Raw genomic sequence first — 14693 nt, 5'->3', positions numbered from 1 at the left:
CACATCAGGATGAGGGCAGACGGTGGCAACCCGGGCACAGAGCGGGCTGATCCTATCGATCAACCGGTGGCGGAAATCCCGAAAACTGCGCAATTTCGGCACTTTGGGGCTGGTTCTTCTGGGCCCTGCGCTGGCGCTGGCCACGTATCTTGTCATTGGGCCTTTTGATCTGGGGGCAACCGCGCCGACGTTGCGGCTGATCCTTCTTGCTGATCTTGTCTACGTGCTGGTGGTTGCGGGGCTTGTGCTGGGGCAGGTCGGCACATTGATCGCGGCCCGCCGTGCGAAATCCGCCGGGTCCCGCCTGCACCTGAGATTGATCGGCGCCTTCACGCTGCTGGCTTTGGTGCCAACCGTGACCGTTGCGATCTTTGCCGGGCTGACGGTGAATATCGGGCTTGAGGGTTGGTTTTCGGACCGCGTGCGCGAGGTTGTGGGCTCGTCCCTGACAGCAGCAGAAGCCTATGAGCAGGAACACCGCGAGGGTCTGACACAGGACGCGACGGTTCTGGCCCTGTTTCTGGATAACGCCCGCGCGCGGGATTACTACATCTCGGACGCGGAACTGCGCGAGGTTCTGGCGCAGGGGCAATCGCAGATTCAGCGCGGATTGCGCGAAGCCTATGTCATTGACGGCAGTGGCGAAATCCGGTCGCGCGGCGACCGGTCCTACCTTTTCAATTTTGAGCCTCCGACGCCGGAGCAGATGGTTCAGGCCACAGATACCGGTCTGCTAATCATCGCCGACTGGCAAAACAGCGAGTTCCGCGCGCTGGTGCCGTTGCAGGCGTACTTGGACCGGTATCTCTATGTCAGTCGCGAGGTGGACGGACAGTTGCTGACGCTGTTGGATGATACCAAGGAAACGGTGCAGTTCTATCAGCAACTGGAAAGCGAACGGGGCAGGGTGCTGTTTGAGTTCGGGCTTTTGTATCTGGGCTTTGCGGTGATCCTTATTCTGGCCGCCATGTCGCTGGGCATGTGGTTTGCCGAACGGCTGTCGCGGCCCGTTGGCCGACTGACCACGGCGGCGCAGCGTGTGGGGGCGGGGGACCTGAGCGTGCAGGTCATCGAAGAAGCCAGCGATGACGAGATCGCGATGTTGGGCCGTTATTTCAACCAGATGACGCGACAACTTAAAGGGCAGCGCGATACGCTGCTGGAAAACACCCGCCAGATCGAGCGTCGACGCCGCCTGTTCGATTCGGTGCTAAGCTCGGTGACCTCGGGCGTGGTCGGGGTTGATTCCGAGGGGTACGTGACTTTCGTGAACCGCTCGGCCGAACGTTTGCTCGACTGGTCGCGGGGTGAAGAGCATCTGGTCATCGGTGTCGCGGTGCCGGAATTCCTGCCGCTATTCGAAACCCTCAAGGACAGCGGTCAGGAGGCTGTTCAGGGTGAGATTAAGGTCACCCGAAAAGGCCGGTTGGAAAACCTGCTGGTCCGCATGGCAACCCGTCGCGGCGAAGATGGCGGGCTTGAGGGCTATGTGGTGGCCTTTGACGATGTCACCGATCTGGTCAGTGCGCAACGGATGGCCGCGTGGGGAGATGTCGCCCGGCGGATCGCGCATGAGATCAAGAATCCGCTAACCCCGATCCAGCTGAGCGCCGAACGGATCAAACGCAAGTTCTCGCGGAAGCTGGATGAAGAAGACTGCGGCAGCCTGGAATCCATGACCGACGTCATCGTGCGGCAGACCAACGACCTGCGGCGGATCGTCGACGAGTTTTCGAAATTCGCACGGATGCCGGAACCTGACCGCAACGAGGAAGACATTGTCGGTCTGGTGCGCGAGGCGGTTCTGCTGCAACAGGCCGGACAGCCGGAGGTTCAGATCGACGCCACTTTGCCGGATCAGCCAATCTGGACCGATGTGGACGCCACGATGCTGAATCAGGCGCTGACCAACCTGATCAAGAACGCAGGCGAGGCGATTGAAACGCTTAAGAAAAAAGGCCCGCCTGAAAACCTGAAGCCACAGATCAAGGTGGACGTGACCCGGGATGACGCGGGTACGGTGATTACCATTGCCGACAACGGCATCGGCCTGCCCGAAGACCGGGCGCGCCTGTTCGAGCCGTATGTCACCACACGCGACGAAGGGACCGGGCTGGGCCTGCCCATCGTCAAGAAGATAATCGAAGAACACGGTGGCGCGCTTACTTTGGAAGACGCGCCCATATTCGACGGTCAGGACCATTTTGGCGCAATGGCCGTGATCCGTTTGCCCGGGGGCAATTTAACCCCGACCGCAGCGCCGCAAAAGCAGGCAATCAATATAAACAAACTGAAAGCAGGCCAAAGATGAGCGACATTCTGATCGTAGATGACGAACGCGATATTCGCGAACTGGTGTCCGACATTCTGGAGGACGAAGGCTATTCAACCCGGCTGGCTGGTAACTCGGACGAGTGCATGGCCGCCATCAATTCCGAACCCCCGGGGCTGCTGATCCTGGATATCTGGCTGAAAGACAGCCGCATGGACGGGATCGACATCCTCAAGGCGGTCAAACGCGACAACCCGGACGTGCCGGTGGTGATCATTTCCGGCCACGGCAACATCGAAATCGCGGTGGCCGCGATCAAGCAGGGGGCGTATGACTTCATCGAAAAGCCCTTTAACATTGACCAGCTGATGGTGGTGATCCGCCGCGCGATGGAAACCTCTCGCCTGCGCCGCGAGAATGCCTCGCTGAAGCGCAAGGAAGTCACCAACTCCGACATGATCGGCAAATCAGCCGCATTTCGCGCGATGCAAAGTCAGTTGGACAAGGTCACCAAGTCGAACGGCCGCGTGATGCTGAGCGGCCCGGCAGGGTCAGGCAAGGAAATCGCGGCACGCTATATTCACGCGCATTCCAACCGCGCAAATGCGCCGTTTGTCACGGTGAACTGTGCGGGCATTGAGCCGGAACGCGTCGAAGAGGTGCTGTTCGGGCGTGAATCCTCAGAGCGTGGGATCGAATCCGGACTGCTGGAAGAGGCGCATGGTGGCGTGGTCTATTTCGACGAGGTCGCGGATATGCCTCTGGGTACGCAGTCCAAGATCCTGCGGGTGCTGGTCGATCAGCAGTTCCAGCGGGTTGGCGGGTCTGACAAAGTGCGGGTGGACCTGCGAGTGATCTCGTCCACCAACCGCGATCTTGAGACCGAAATCGCCGCCGACCGGTTCCGCGAAGAACTGTATCATCGCCTGAACGTGGTGCCGATTGCGGTGCCTTCTCTGGAAGAGCGCCGCGAGGATATTCCGGTTCTGGCCCAGCATTTCATAGAAATGTGCAATGAAACCCAGGGATTGACGATACGCGACATTTCGGAAGAGGCCGTTGCCCTGTTGCAGACGATGACCTGGCCGGGGAATGTGCGGCAGCTGAAGAACCTGATCGAGCGTGTGCTGATCCTTGGCGATGGCTCAGGGCCGATCGAGGCGAAGGAACTGCCGACCGAGGAGGAAAAAGCAGACGATTCCGGCCGTGTTGTTCTGTCGGGCGCCCTTGCGACGCTGCCGCTGCGCGAGGCACGCGAAGCGTTCGAGCGGGAGTACCTGCTGACCCAGATCAACCGGTTTGGCGGCAATATCAGCCGCACCGCCAGCTTTGTCGGAATGGAGCGCAGCGCGCTGCATCGCAAGCTGAAATCGCTGGGTGTCGTGACTTCGAACAAATCGGGCGCACGGGTGGCGCAACTGGACGAGCCGGAACCGGCGGAGTAATCCGCCGGGAACCTACCCGGTCTGACCGGGTGAGATGATCTGGATAGTCCCGTTGTCGAATTTCACAAAGCAGGATTGGGTCGTTAGCGGCGGTAGATTCGTCGTGGGTGCCGCAGGGACCTGAGATTTCACGCTTTGCCTGCAAGGCGGCAGGCTGACCGGGCGAAACCCCTTTTTCGCCATGCATTGCGTTTCGACCTCATTCCGGAGGCCTTGGTTGACGTCCACCGTATAGACGCGGCCCGGCTGCCACCATCCGGGCGAGCGATAGCAATGCCCCTTGCCGTCGCAATAGGTGCGACCCGGCCAGTAGGTCGGCGGGCTCTGTCGCACCTGATTGGCAACCGGCACCTGATTGACGGCCTGAACCTGACACTGTGTGGTCTCGGACTGCATGCGCGATACACTCTCGCCTTCGCGGTAATACAGCGACAGCGGGCCGCTGCATGCGGACAGGACAGTCAGGGGAATGAGCAAACGAAGCACTGTTTTCATATGCTTACCTTGCCTTAGCCGCGCGTATATGACAATTCAATTGACCGCTATGGGGGCATCTGTCATTCAAAGATTTCAGGCAGAAGGGCCAATAACATGAAGGTCATCATTTGCGGTGCCGGTCAGGTTGGCTGGCAGATTGCACGGCACCTGTCGGGCGAACTGAATGACGTCACCGTGGTGGACAACAACCCCGATCTGGTGCGCCGGGCGACGGAAACGCTGGATGTTCAGGGGATTGCCGGGTTCGCCAGTTATCCCGACGTGCTGAACCGGGCAGGGGCGCGCGATGCGGACATGATCATCGCCGCGACCCATTCGGACGAGGTGAACATGGTCACCTGTCAGATGGCGCATTCGGTGTTCTCCATTCAGCGCAAGATCGCCCGCCTGCGCTCGAAATCGTATCTTGAGGCGATCCATTCCGATCTCTACCGCCGCGACCACCTGCCCATCGACGTGGTGATCAGCCCCGAGAGAGAGGTCGCCGCCGCCGCGATGCGCCGCCTGTCCGCGCCCTCGGCCTTTGACACCGAGATGTTCATGGACAGCAAGGCCCAGTTGCTGGGCATTCGCATCGAAGAAGACTGCCCCATCGTCAACACCCCGCTGCGGCAGCTGACGGATCTGTTTTCGACCCTCAGTTCGATTGTCGTCGGCGTGCGGCGGGAAGGGACCCTGTTTGCGCCGGAATCCGAAGATCAGCTGTTTGTCGGCGACGAATGCTATGTCTTTACCAACGTCAAAGACGTGGATCGCACGATGGAGGTCTTTGGCAAGACCCAGAAGAAACAGGATCGCGTGGTCATCGTGGGCGGCGGCAATGTCGGGCTTGAGGTCGCGCGCACACTGGAAGAACGTGAAAGCCGGGTGCGGGCCAAGATCATCGAGCGCGACCGCCGCTGCGCCGAACTGGCCGCTGAGGCGCTGGAACGGACAATTGTTCTGAACGGCGACGGGTTGGATGCAGCGCTGTTGCGTGAGGCCGGGATCGAACGGGCAGACGCGATGCTGGCGGTAACCGATGACGACCGCGCCAACATGCTGGCTGCGGTGCGCGCCAAGGCCGAAGGCTGTGCGCTGGCGATTGCGCTGATCAACGACCCCAGCATGGTGGCGCTGATGGGTCCACTGGGGATCGACGCCTATATCAACCCGCGGGCAACGACGGTCAGTTCGATCCTGCGCCACATTCGTCACGGGCGGGTGCGTCAGGTCTATTCCATTGGCGATGCCGAAGCTGAGGTGATCGAGGCCGAAGTTCTGTCTACCTCACCCATGGCCGGGCAACGGCTGCGCGATATCGACTTCCCCGAAGGCGTTCTGGTCGGCGCGGTTCGCAAGGGTGACGAATTGCTGCGCCCGACCGGCAGTCTGCGGATCGAAGAAAAGGACGTAGTGGCAATTTTTGCCATGGCCAAGGACGTGCCCGAGGTCGAACGGTTGATGCAGGTTTCGATCGATTTCTTCTGATGGCACGCGCGCGGACACAACAGGTCGGGCTTCTGAGGCGACTGCCTCTGTTTCTGCTGATCTGGGGCATTGTCGCGCTGTCGATGTGGATTCCGGCGATCTATGCGCTGGCATTGGATGATCACGATACGTCGCGGTCGTTTTTCTATTCCGGATTGCTGGGGCTGTTCGTGGTGGCGACAATCGCGCTGGCAACCTCGAACCGGCAACCGCGCCGGGGCACGTTGGGTCAGTTGGCGGTTTTGTTGGGCTGTTTCACGGTATTGCCGTTGTTCCTTGCCATCCCGCTGCACGATGCGCTGGGGAATACCACTTACCTGAACGCGTATTTCGATATGGTCAGTGCCCTGTCGACGACCGGGGCTGATATGTTCCCCGATCCGAACCGCCTGTCCGCGCCGTTGCATTTATGGCGGGCTCTGGTGGGGTGGATCGGCGGCCTGCTGATGTGGATATCGGCTGCGGCCATTCTGGCGCCGCTGTCGCTGGGCGGGTTCGAAGTAACGGCGCGCGGCCAACCCGGGCGCCCGGTGTCGGGCGTGGCGCAAAGCGAAAAGGTTGACCCGCGCGGGCGGCTGATCCGGGTGACCCGCGCGCTGACGCCGATCTACGCAGGTCTGACAGCGGTGATCTGGTTGCTGCTGCTGATTGCCGGCGAAGACGGGCTGACGGCGGTGTGTCATGCGATGTCCACGATGGCCACATCCGGCATTTCCCCGGTTGGTGGCCTCGAAGGGGCAAAGGCGGGCATCACGGGCGAGGCGATCCTGTTCCTTTTCCTGTTCTTTGCCTTGTCCCGGCTGACTTTTTCTACGGATACCGCGACAACCGGGTATTCGCGGCTGGACAAGGACCCCGAATTTCGCATTGGTCTGATGATCGTGGCCGGCGTTGCCCTGTTGCTGTTCTTCCGGGTTCTGGCCGGGGTTCAGGAAATCGGTGGACAAGTCCAGCCGCTTCAGGCGCTGCACGTCATCTGGGGCATGGGTTTTACAGTGCTGTCGTTTCTGACCACGGCCGGGTTTGAAAGCGCCAACTGGAATGACGCGCAGCAATTGTCGGGCTTGGGAACGCCGGGGCTGATCCTGATGGGCCTGGCCCTGATCGGCGGCGGCGTAGCGACAACTGCGGGCGGGGTGAAACTGTTGCGCGTATTTGCGCTGTACCTGAACGGCGCGCGCGAGATTGACCGGCTGATCTATCCGTCCTCTGTCAGCGGCGCGGGCGGCGGCAACCGACGGATCCAAAGCGACGGCGCGTTCATCGCGTGGATCTTCCTGATGATGTTTGCGTTGACTGCGGCCGTGTTCAACGTCCTTCTTGCAGCCATGGGGGCGGGGTTCGAAGAGGCCATGGTGCTTAGCGTTGCGGCGCTGAGCACGACCGGCCCGCTGATCGAACTGGCCACCGATGTTCCCATCCGGCTGGTTGATCTGTCCGCGGGCGCAAAGCTGACCATGTGCGCGGCGATGGTGATTGGCCGGTTGGAAACATTGGCGATCATCGCGCTGATTACACCGACACTCTGGCGGGATTGAGGGCCAACATGCGCGAATTGACTGATTTTTCATCTGGAAACTCGGTTAACGACACTCCATACTCACCCGGAGGGAGCGCGTTGGTCCGCAGCGCGTAGCAAGAACAATGGCGAGATTATAAAAATATGGCTTCGGACAGACAGAATCTGCAGGACGCGTTCCTGAATAATGTACGGAAAGCAAAAGTCCCGGTCACGATTTTCCTGATCAACGGCGTGAAATTGCAGGGTGTGATCACCTGGTTCGACAATTTCTGTGTATTGTTGCGCCGCGACGGACAGTCGCAGCTGGTCTACAAACACGCGATTTCGACCATCATGCCGTCGCAGCCGATCAACCTGTATGAGGGCGAAGACGCCTCTTGATGGAACATGAACGGATGCACACCCGGGCTTGGGTGCTGCATCCTGAAATCAAATCAGATGAACAGCGCCGTGTCCCTGAACCGGCGCTGGAAGAGGCGGTGGCACTGGCTGCCGCCTTGCCCGATCTGGATGTGATCGGGTCCGAAATCGTGCGCCTTCCGCGCGCCCAGCCCGGGCTGCTGTTCGGCAGCGGCAAGATCGAAGAACTTGCTGCACGGCTGCATGACAACAAGATCGAGCTGGTTCTGATCGACGGGCCGGTGACCCCCGTTCAACAGCGCAACCTGGAAAAGGCGTGGAAGGTCAAAATCCTTGATCGCACCGGCCTGATTCTTGAGATTTTCAGCGATCGCGCCCGCACCCGCGAGGGTGTGTTGCAGGTGGAAATGGCCGCGCTGAGTTATCAGCGCACGCGTCTGGTGCGCGCCTGGACCCACCTTGAGCGTCAGCGGGGCGGATTGGGGTTTGTCGGTGGTCCCGGTGAAACCCAGATCGAGGCTGACCGCCGCGCGATTGACGAACAACTGGTGCGTCTGCGCCGACAACTGCAAAAGGTGGTCAAGACGCGCACCCTTCACCGGGCGGCTCGGGCCAAGGAGCCTTATCCGATTGTGGCCCTGGTGGGGTATACAAACGCCGGCAAATCCACTCTGTTCAATCACCTGACCGGGGCCGAGGTGATGGCCAAGGACATGCTGTTTGCCACGCTGGACCCGACCATGCGCCGGGTGGAACTGCAGGACGGCCCCGAGGTGATCCTGTCAGATACTGTGGGGTTCATCTCGAACCTGCCAACCGAACTGGTCGCGGCGTTTCGCGCCACGCTCGAAGAGGTGCTGGGCGCGGATATCGTTGTTCATGTGCGCGACATCAGCCACGAGGAATCCGAGGCGCAGGCACAGGATGTCGAGGCCATCCTGACCTCGCTGGGCGTGGATGAAAACCGGCCACGGCTGGAAGTCTGGAACAAGATCGACCTGCTGAACCCGGACGAGCGCGAGGCCGCATTGGCACGCGCCGACCGGGACCCGTCGATCTTTGCCATCTCGGCGGTGACGGGCGAGGGTGTCGAACCTCTGCTTTCCGATATCGCGACACGGTTGCAGGGCGCGCGCCATGAAACGACGCTGAGTTTGGGGTTTGCCGACGGCAACAAGCGCGCGTGGCTGTTCCGGCAGGATGTTGTGCGTTCGGAAAAGCAGACAGAAGACGGGTTTGAGATCACCGTTCTTTGGACGGACAAACAAGCAGCGCAATTTGCGACAATCTGATCTGACCGGAGGAGGTTTGCCCTTGGCGACGGAGGACAGCGGCAAGGTGTATTTGCATGGGCGCATCCTTGTGCCTGCCGACCGGCTGGCGCAGGTTCGGGCCGCGTTGCCGAAACATATCGCGCTGACGCGGGCCGAGCCGGGTTGTGTTTCCTTTGAGGTCGCAGAGGACGCAGATATTCCCGGGCAATTCAACGTCAGCGAAATTTTTGAAAGCCAGGCCGCCTTCGACGCGCATCAGGCACGCACGCAGGCATCCCAGTGGTTCGCGGTGACCCAAGGCATCCCGCGCGAGTACACCATTACCAAAGGCTAGGTCGCTCGGCTTACTTTCCGTCGATCTGCCGCTGATAGTCGTCGGCGTCAAACCAGCCCAGCGACGACTGGACCTTGTGATCTGCCGTCAATTCCCACTCTTCCCAGCCGCGTGTGACCACGTGATAGCCGGTCTGCGCGTGATGGCCTTCAAAGGTCCAGACAAAGATCGCGTGGCTGCCGGCCCATCGCATCATATCGCAACGCAATTCCAGATCGGGGAAGTCTGATTGAAACCCGCGCGCCATCTCGGCGATCGCCGCGCGACCCTGCAACGTTTCCGTTCGGTTCATGATCATCTGCCCGTCGGGTGCAAAGAATTCGGCGACAGCGTCTGCATCACCCGAGCTCCAGGCGATTGCATAGTCCCGAGCGAGATTGTTCAGCCTATCCCGAATACTAGCCATTTTTGCTCCCCGGTCCAAGATCGTCGGCCTACAGATCGTAGGCGAAAACACCGGTGGTCGTCCACGGCGGGTTGAAAAAGGGGCAAGGTCCTGCCGAGCCGGCGAAGTCAGCGCGGGATCAGGTTCGTCACGCCAACGGCAGCCGCGCGGGCCAGATCAAGGTCAAGCGACATGGGGATGTACTCACCCCGCCGCCAAAGCTGCGCCTGATCGTCATAATAGCGTGACAGGAAATGGCCCGACTGGCCGGTGGCGGTGATGAACACCGAACTGTCCGGGTCGGCAAAGTCATAGACGCCGCGATACCCTGCACCGTGTACATTTTGGAACGGATCGGGACCTTCGCCCGACGTGCGCCCGCGCAGCAGAGTGTTGTCTCCGCCGCTGGTCGATTGCCGGATGTTGACAAAGAAGCGCAGCACCGGAACCGAACCCAGAACCGGGTGGTCATGCGTGGCCTGATGCGCGTCGCCCCAGCGCAGGGATTCCAACGCGCCGCCAAAGTGCTCGGAAATCCAGATCAGCGCGTCATCCAGTGCCAGCCTCGCCATGTCGGTGCAGGTCTCGGACGGGGCGCTCTGGCGGACGTCACACCAGACCGAGGCGCCGTCGATGTCGCGGTAGACGCGTTCGATGAACAGCGGCTCGACATGTTTGTATTCCGCCGCCAGTGGACCAAGCTCATCCGAGATCAGTCGGATTTGCAGCGCGCGCAGCCAGGCGGCATAGATCAGCGGCTCGGGCAAATGTTCGTTCATTTCGCCGTTCCACTCGGCCAGCAGGGACAACGCTACCTGTCGGCGGCGCTCAGGCGTTCCTTCGGGCGCGGAAGCTCCGGTAAACCACAGGTCCGCACCGATCAGCGGCAGCAGCGAGCGGGCGGTGAAGCTGACGGTGTCAAGCTGCGCTTCGATGAAGCTGTCGCGGGTATGCACCTCGCGCGATTGCATCAGGCGTTCCCAGCGGTGTACGCGCTGGGTGTCGCCCCATTCATAGGACACGTGTTCGGGGAAGGGGCGGTCGATGACCTTGTTGTTGGTGTTGCCCAAAATTCCGCCTGCGGGTGCCACGAATTCAGGGTTGTCGGCATAAGGCAGGCGGCCTTGCCAGAGGTTTTCGGCCAGCCAGCCGGGGGTTGGAATCCGGCCCCGGCTCTGATTGCGCAGGTCCCGCTTGGGCATGGCACCGATCAGCTTCATGCCTATGGTGTCCCTGTCGACCAGCGACAGGTTCTGTGACGGAGAGATGAAGTCTTCGCCGGCCGCGATGGCCTGCCGGACGGTGTCCGAGTTCATCAGCGCCATCGACGCCGTCATCGACGTATCGCGGGGGCTGAGGGCGGTCCATGACAGGGACGCGACATGGCCGGGCGGAGTGATCGTTTCCAGATCATAGTGGCTGCCGGGCAGGACAGGGCCGTTTTCCGTCCAGCGCAGCGTCAGCGTGATAGGCGCCTCGTCCTTGATCTCGATGATCGAAGGGCGGGTGCGGAACTGTTTGAAACCGTCAGGGGTCAGGTATTCTTCGGGATTGTCGGGGTTCAGCCATTCGATATGCACGTCCTGATCGTCCAGATACGAGGATGTCAGACCCCAGCCCAACCGGTCGCTGCGCCCGGTCATGACCGCAGGGATGCCCGGAATGGTCGCACCGATGACGCCCCCTTTGGCCAGTTCCAGCCTTGCCAGATACCAGACCCCCGGCGCGGTAAAGCCCAGATGCGGGTCATTGGCCAGCAAAGTGCCGCCGCTGGCCGAGCGTGTCGGCGCGGCGGTCCAGGCGTTCGACGCACCGGCCAGACCGCGTTTCGGGAAGGGTGACAACGGGCTGTCGGGCATTGGCGTGCCCCGCGCAAAGCGGGGCAGGTTGGGGAACAGGGCGGCGTATTCCGGCAGGGCTGCAATGCCGGGGCCCGGTACATTGGGCAGAATGTCGGCCAGCCTGACCGGGTCGTTCAGCATAAGCGACGTTCGGGCGCGCAGCACTTCGTCCTGCAGATGGCCGGACAGTTGCAGGCCCATCAGTTTGATCACCGCGATGCTGTCGCCGGGTTGCCACGGAGACACGGGCGCGTTGAAAAGAAACATCTCGGGCGCGCCGCGGCCCAGGGCCATCTCGTTGATCTCATCCAGCCGCGCATTCACCCCGGCAGAGTAGGCGCGTAACGCGGCCTTGGTGTAATCGTCCTGCACCTCGACCGAGCGATGGGCCAGCCCGTACAGGTCCAGCCGGCGCAGCAGTTTGTCGATATGGACGGTTCGTGCGCCGAACACCTCGGACAGGCGACCCTGCGCGGTGCGGCGCATAACGGTCATCTGCCAAAGCCGGTCCTGAGCATGCGCATAGCCCAGACCAAAGAATACATCGGGGTCGTTCCCGGCCAGAATATGGGGTACATTTGCGGTGTCGCGGATGATCTCGACCGGGGCGCGCAGATCTTTGACTTCGACGGTCTGGTCATAGTCGGGCAGGGACTGGCTGGCCAGAAAGTAAATCAGGGCCACGGCGGCCAGCGCCAGCAGGATCAGGCCCGAGGTTATACGCACAAGCCAGCGAAATACGAATCCCATTTGTGGCCACAATCCTGATCTAATTCCGGTTGCGCCAAGACTAGTGGATGGCCGTGCCGACCGAAAGAGGAACAGCCCCGGAATATTCATGTTTACAGCGCCATAAACGAAAAACCCCGCCACAGTCGGAACTTGTGGCGGGGCCGTGAGCGAGGGTGTGGTAATCCGGTGTTACGGAATGATCCGTGTGTATTTGGTGCCTTCGACCGTCGCGCCGAATTTCAGGCCGGCCTGGCCGAAGACAGCCGCCAGAACCGGTGAACGCAGGGTTGTCGTGTCGGTCGACAGCGACTCGCCCGTTGCATCGACGACGTAGCCGATATCGGCCCCGGCGGTCCAACCGTTGGACCGGCGGAAATCGTTGAGTGCGTCCTGCGTCATGAAAAACAGGACATGCGCATATTGCTGGGCACCGATCTGCAGCCCGGCGCTGCCGGATACCGCTGAGTAATAATCGACCGTCGCGCCCTGTATGCGCAGCGCGCCCTGACCATAGGCGCCACCGAAGATAAACCCGGCCTCGGTGATCAGCGGCATGACCAGCATGCCATTGGCCTTGTTGGCGATCTCGACCGTGTTGGGGTACGAGCTGTACATCTCGGTCAGCGTGGCGTCGACGCGGGCGTCGATCGTGGCCGCATTGGAATTGCCGACGCCGTTGCCGCAGGCCGCGGTGACGGTCAGACCAGCCATGCCAAATGCAAAGCCACGCCGGCTCAGTCGGGGGGAATTGGAACTGCTCATGTTTTTTCTCTGTATAACTGCCTGAAGTGCCGGGTGATCCCGATCTTATGTGCAAGAATACGCCGATTGCGCCCCTGTGTCACGGGAAAGCTGCGGACGCGCTGATCACAATCGGCGAAAAATTGCGACAATATCGGGTTTTAGCCCTGCAGGATTCGGGCGACCTGCGGGGCGAAATAGGTCAGGATGCCATCACATCCCGCGCGTTTGAATGCCAGCAGGCTTTCCAGCATCACCTTTTCTCCGTCGATCCAGCCGTTCTGTGCCGCGGCCTGCACCATCGCGTATTCGCCCGACACCTGATAGGCATAGGTCGGCGCGCCAAAGGTGTCTTTCACGCGACGGCAGATATCCAGATAGGGCATGCCGGGCTTGATCATCACCATATCGGCGCCTTCGGTCAGGTCGCGTTCGATCAGGCGCAGCGCCTCGTTCGAATTGGCCGGATCCATCTGATAGGTCTTCTTGTCACCGGTCAGCGCGCCGGACGCGCCAACCGCGTCGCGGAACGGACCGTAAAAGGCACTGGCGTATTTCGCGGCATAGCTGAGGATCATCACGTTCCGGTGCCCCGCTGATTCCAGTGCCTGACGCATTGCGCCGATCCGGCCGTCCATCATGTCCGAGGGGCCGATGATGTCGGCCCCGGCCTCGGCCTGTGCGAGTGTCATCTTGACCAGCGCTTCGAGGGTCTGGTCGTTCACAATCTCGCCATCGACGACATATCCGTCATGGCCATTGATGTTGTAAGGGTCCAGCGCGACATCGGTCATCACCGCAATGTCCGGCGCGGCCGCCTTGACCGCGCGAATGGCGCGGTTGGACAGGTTGTCGGGGTTCCAGGCCTCGGCGCAATCCTCGGTTTTCAGGCTGGCGTCGGTATAGGGAAAGATGCAGATCGCCGGGATGCCAAGGGCCTGAGCTTCAACGGCTGCCGTGGCGATCAGGTCAACCGACCGGCGCATGACGCCGGGCATCGACGGCACCGGCTCTTCCACGCCTTCGCCGTCCCGCACAAAGACCGGCCAGATCAGATCATCCGGCGTCAGTGTGTTTTCCCGAACAAGGCCCCGAACGGCCTGCGACTGACGCGCCCTGCGGAAGCGAGCCATGGGATAGGGGGCAATGGTCGGTTTCATGTCGCGCTCTCCTTGAATATTCGCGCATTGGGTGGCATGAATTCCCGGTGTTCTCAAGGGTAACGATGGACGCGGCTGCGCAAAGAAGGCCCCTCAGGACAGTGAATAAAGGGCTGACGCTTGGACTTATACTCTTCGATTTTCGAAATCATCGACATGCGCAGCTTTTCGAATCTGTGGTACTGGATCGTGCTGGCGGTTCTGTGGTCGTCAGCCAGCCACTGGGCGATGGGGGTGCCTTATGATCTGGTTGTGCGCGCCCGGCGCGTTGGCGGGCAGGCCGAACAGGACCTGATGGATATCGTACGCATCAACGGAAACCGCCTGCTGTACATTGCCAATGTCGCCGGGCTGGCCATTCTGGGGCTGAGTTGTTTCTTCTTCACCGGTCTGGCAACCCTTGGGTTCTATTACGGGGTCGAGTTTGCGCAGGCGGTGTTTCTGTTGTTGTTTCCGGTGTGTCTGGTGATGCTGATCAACCTGTCCGCTGCGCGAAAGCTGCGGCATTGCGACGGGACGCTGGACATCGTGAGCAAAATTCTGACGCGCTGTCGGATTTATACGCAAATCATAGGTATGATCTCGATTTTGATCACGTCGCTTTGGGGCATGTACCAGAACTTTTCCATTGGTGCTCTGGGTTAGAAAATTCGGAAAGG

General features: G+C 60.9%; 13 protein-coding genes. 8 read left to right on the top strand and 5 right to left on the bottom strand.

Annotation, left to right across the window (positions count from 1 at the left end):
- Positions 1-22: 22 nt before the first annotated feature.
- Positions 23-2311: a sensor histidine kinase NtrY-like gene (locus tag ACR0D8_RS06975; RefSeq protein ID WP_480645437.1), complete on the top strand. Its 2289-nt coding sequence runs from the start codon at positions 23-25 to the stop codon at positions 2309-2311.
- On the top strand, positions 2308-3717 hold the full coding sequence (gene ntrX / locus ACR0D8_RS06970) for a nitrogen assimilation response regulator NtrX (RefSeq protein ID WP_480645435.1): 1410 nt from the start codon (positions 2308-2310) through the stop codon (positions 3715-3717). The genes ACR0D8_RS06975 and ntrX overlap by 4 nt, the downstream gene beginning before the upstream one ends.
- A 12-nt stretch (positions 3718-3729) precedes the next feature.
- On the opposite strand, the gene ACR0D8_RS06965 is transcribed toward ntrX, so the two are convergent.
- A complete protein-coding gene (locus ACR0D8_RS06965; protein ID WP_480645434.1) occupies positions 3730-4212 on the bottom strand; it encodes a hypothetical protein in 483 nt (160 codons plus the stop codon).
- Positions 4213-4308: 96 nt separating this feature from the next.
- Here ACR0D8_RS06965 and trkA point away from each other — a divergent pair, with 96 nt between their 5' ends.
- The 5 genes from trkA (at position 4309) to ACR0D8_RS06940 (ending at position 9175) form a co-directional block, all read left to right on the top strand.
- A complete protein-coding gene (trkA, locus tag ACR0D8_RS06960; RefSeq protein ID WP_475161137.1) occupies positions 4309-5685 on the top strand; it encodes a Trk system potassium transporter TrkA in 1377 nt (458 codons plus the stop codon).
- On the top strand, positions 5685-7223 hold the full coding sequence (locus ACR0D8_RS06955) for a TrkH family potassium uptake protein (protein ID WP_475161134.1): 1539 nt from the start codon (positions 5685-5687) through the stop codon (positions 7221-7223). The genes trkA and ACR0D8_RS06955 overlap by 1 nt, the downstream gene beginning before the upstream one ends.
- Before the next feature lie 125 nt (positions 7224-7348).
- Positions 7349-7588, top strand: a complete 240-nt coding sequence (gene hfq / locus ACR0D8_RS06950) for an RNA chaperone Hfq (protein WP_005982826.1) — start codon at positions 7349-7351, stop codon at positions 7586-7588.
- On the top strand, positions 7588-8859 hold the full coding sequence (hflX, locus tag ACR0D8_RS06945; RefSeq protein ID WP_480645432.1) for a GTPase HflX: 1272 nt from the start codon (positions 7588-7590) through the stop codon (positions 8857-8859). The genes hfq and hflX overlap by 1 nt, the downstream gene beginning before the upstream one ends.
- 22 nt (positions 8860-8881) lie before the next feature.
- Entirely contained in the window at positions 8882-9175 is a 294-nt protein-coding gene (locus ACR0D8_RS06940) for a putative quinol monooxygenase (protein ID WP_480645431.1), read from the top strand.
- A 10-nt stretch (positions 9176-9185) separates the two neighbouring features.
- Here ACR0D8_RS06940 and ACR0D8_RS06935 read toward each other — a convergent pair whose 3' ends face one another.
- The 4 genes from ACR0D8_RS06935 to hemB form a co-directional block, all read right to left on the bottom strand.
- Complete coding sequence (locus tag ACR0D8_RS06935; protein ID WP_480645429.1) at positions 9186-9581, bottom strand: SgcJ/EcaC family oxidoreductase; 396 nt, start codon at positions 9579-9581, stop codon at positions 9186-9188.
- 107 nt (positions 9582-9688) lie between these two features.
- A complete protein-coding gene (locus ACR0D8_RS06930) occupies positions 9689-12151 on the bottom strand; it encodes a penicillin acylase family protein (RefSeq protein ID WP_480645428.1) in 2463 nt (820 codons plus the stop codon).
- Between the two features lie 171 nt (positions 12152-12322).
- Positions 12323-12895, bottom strand: coding sequence for a lipid-binding SYLF domain-containing protein (locus ACR0D8_RS06925; protein WP_480645426.1), 573 nt, complete (start codon positions 12893-12895; stop codon positions 12323-12325).
- A gap of 140 nt (positions 12896-13035) precedes the next feature.
- Positions 13036-14034 carry a porphobilinogen synthase gene (gene hemB, locus ACR0D8_RS06920; protein ID WP_480645424.1) on the bottom strand — a complete coding sequence of 333 codons (999 nt, stop codon included), beginning with the start codon at positions 14032-14034 and terminating at the stop codon, positions 13036-13038.
- A 120-nt stretch (positions 14035-14154) separates the two neighbouring features.
- Here hemB and ACR0D8_RS06915 point away from each other — a divergent pair, with 120 nt between their 5' ends.
- Positions 14155-14679, top strand: a complete 525-nt coding sequence (locus ACR0D8_RS06915; protein WP_475161113.1) for a component of SufBCD complex — start codon at positions 14155-14157, stop codon at positions 14677-14679.
- Positions 14680-14693 lie beyond the last annotated feature (14 nt).

This window comes from Ruegeria sp. BG10, from assembly GCF_056538575.1.
The sequence above is the reverse complement of the archived record's forward strand: the minus strand, read 5'-3'. Positions and strand labels throughout refer to the sequence as shown.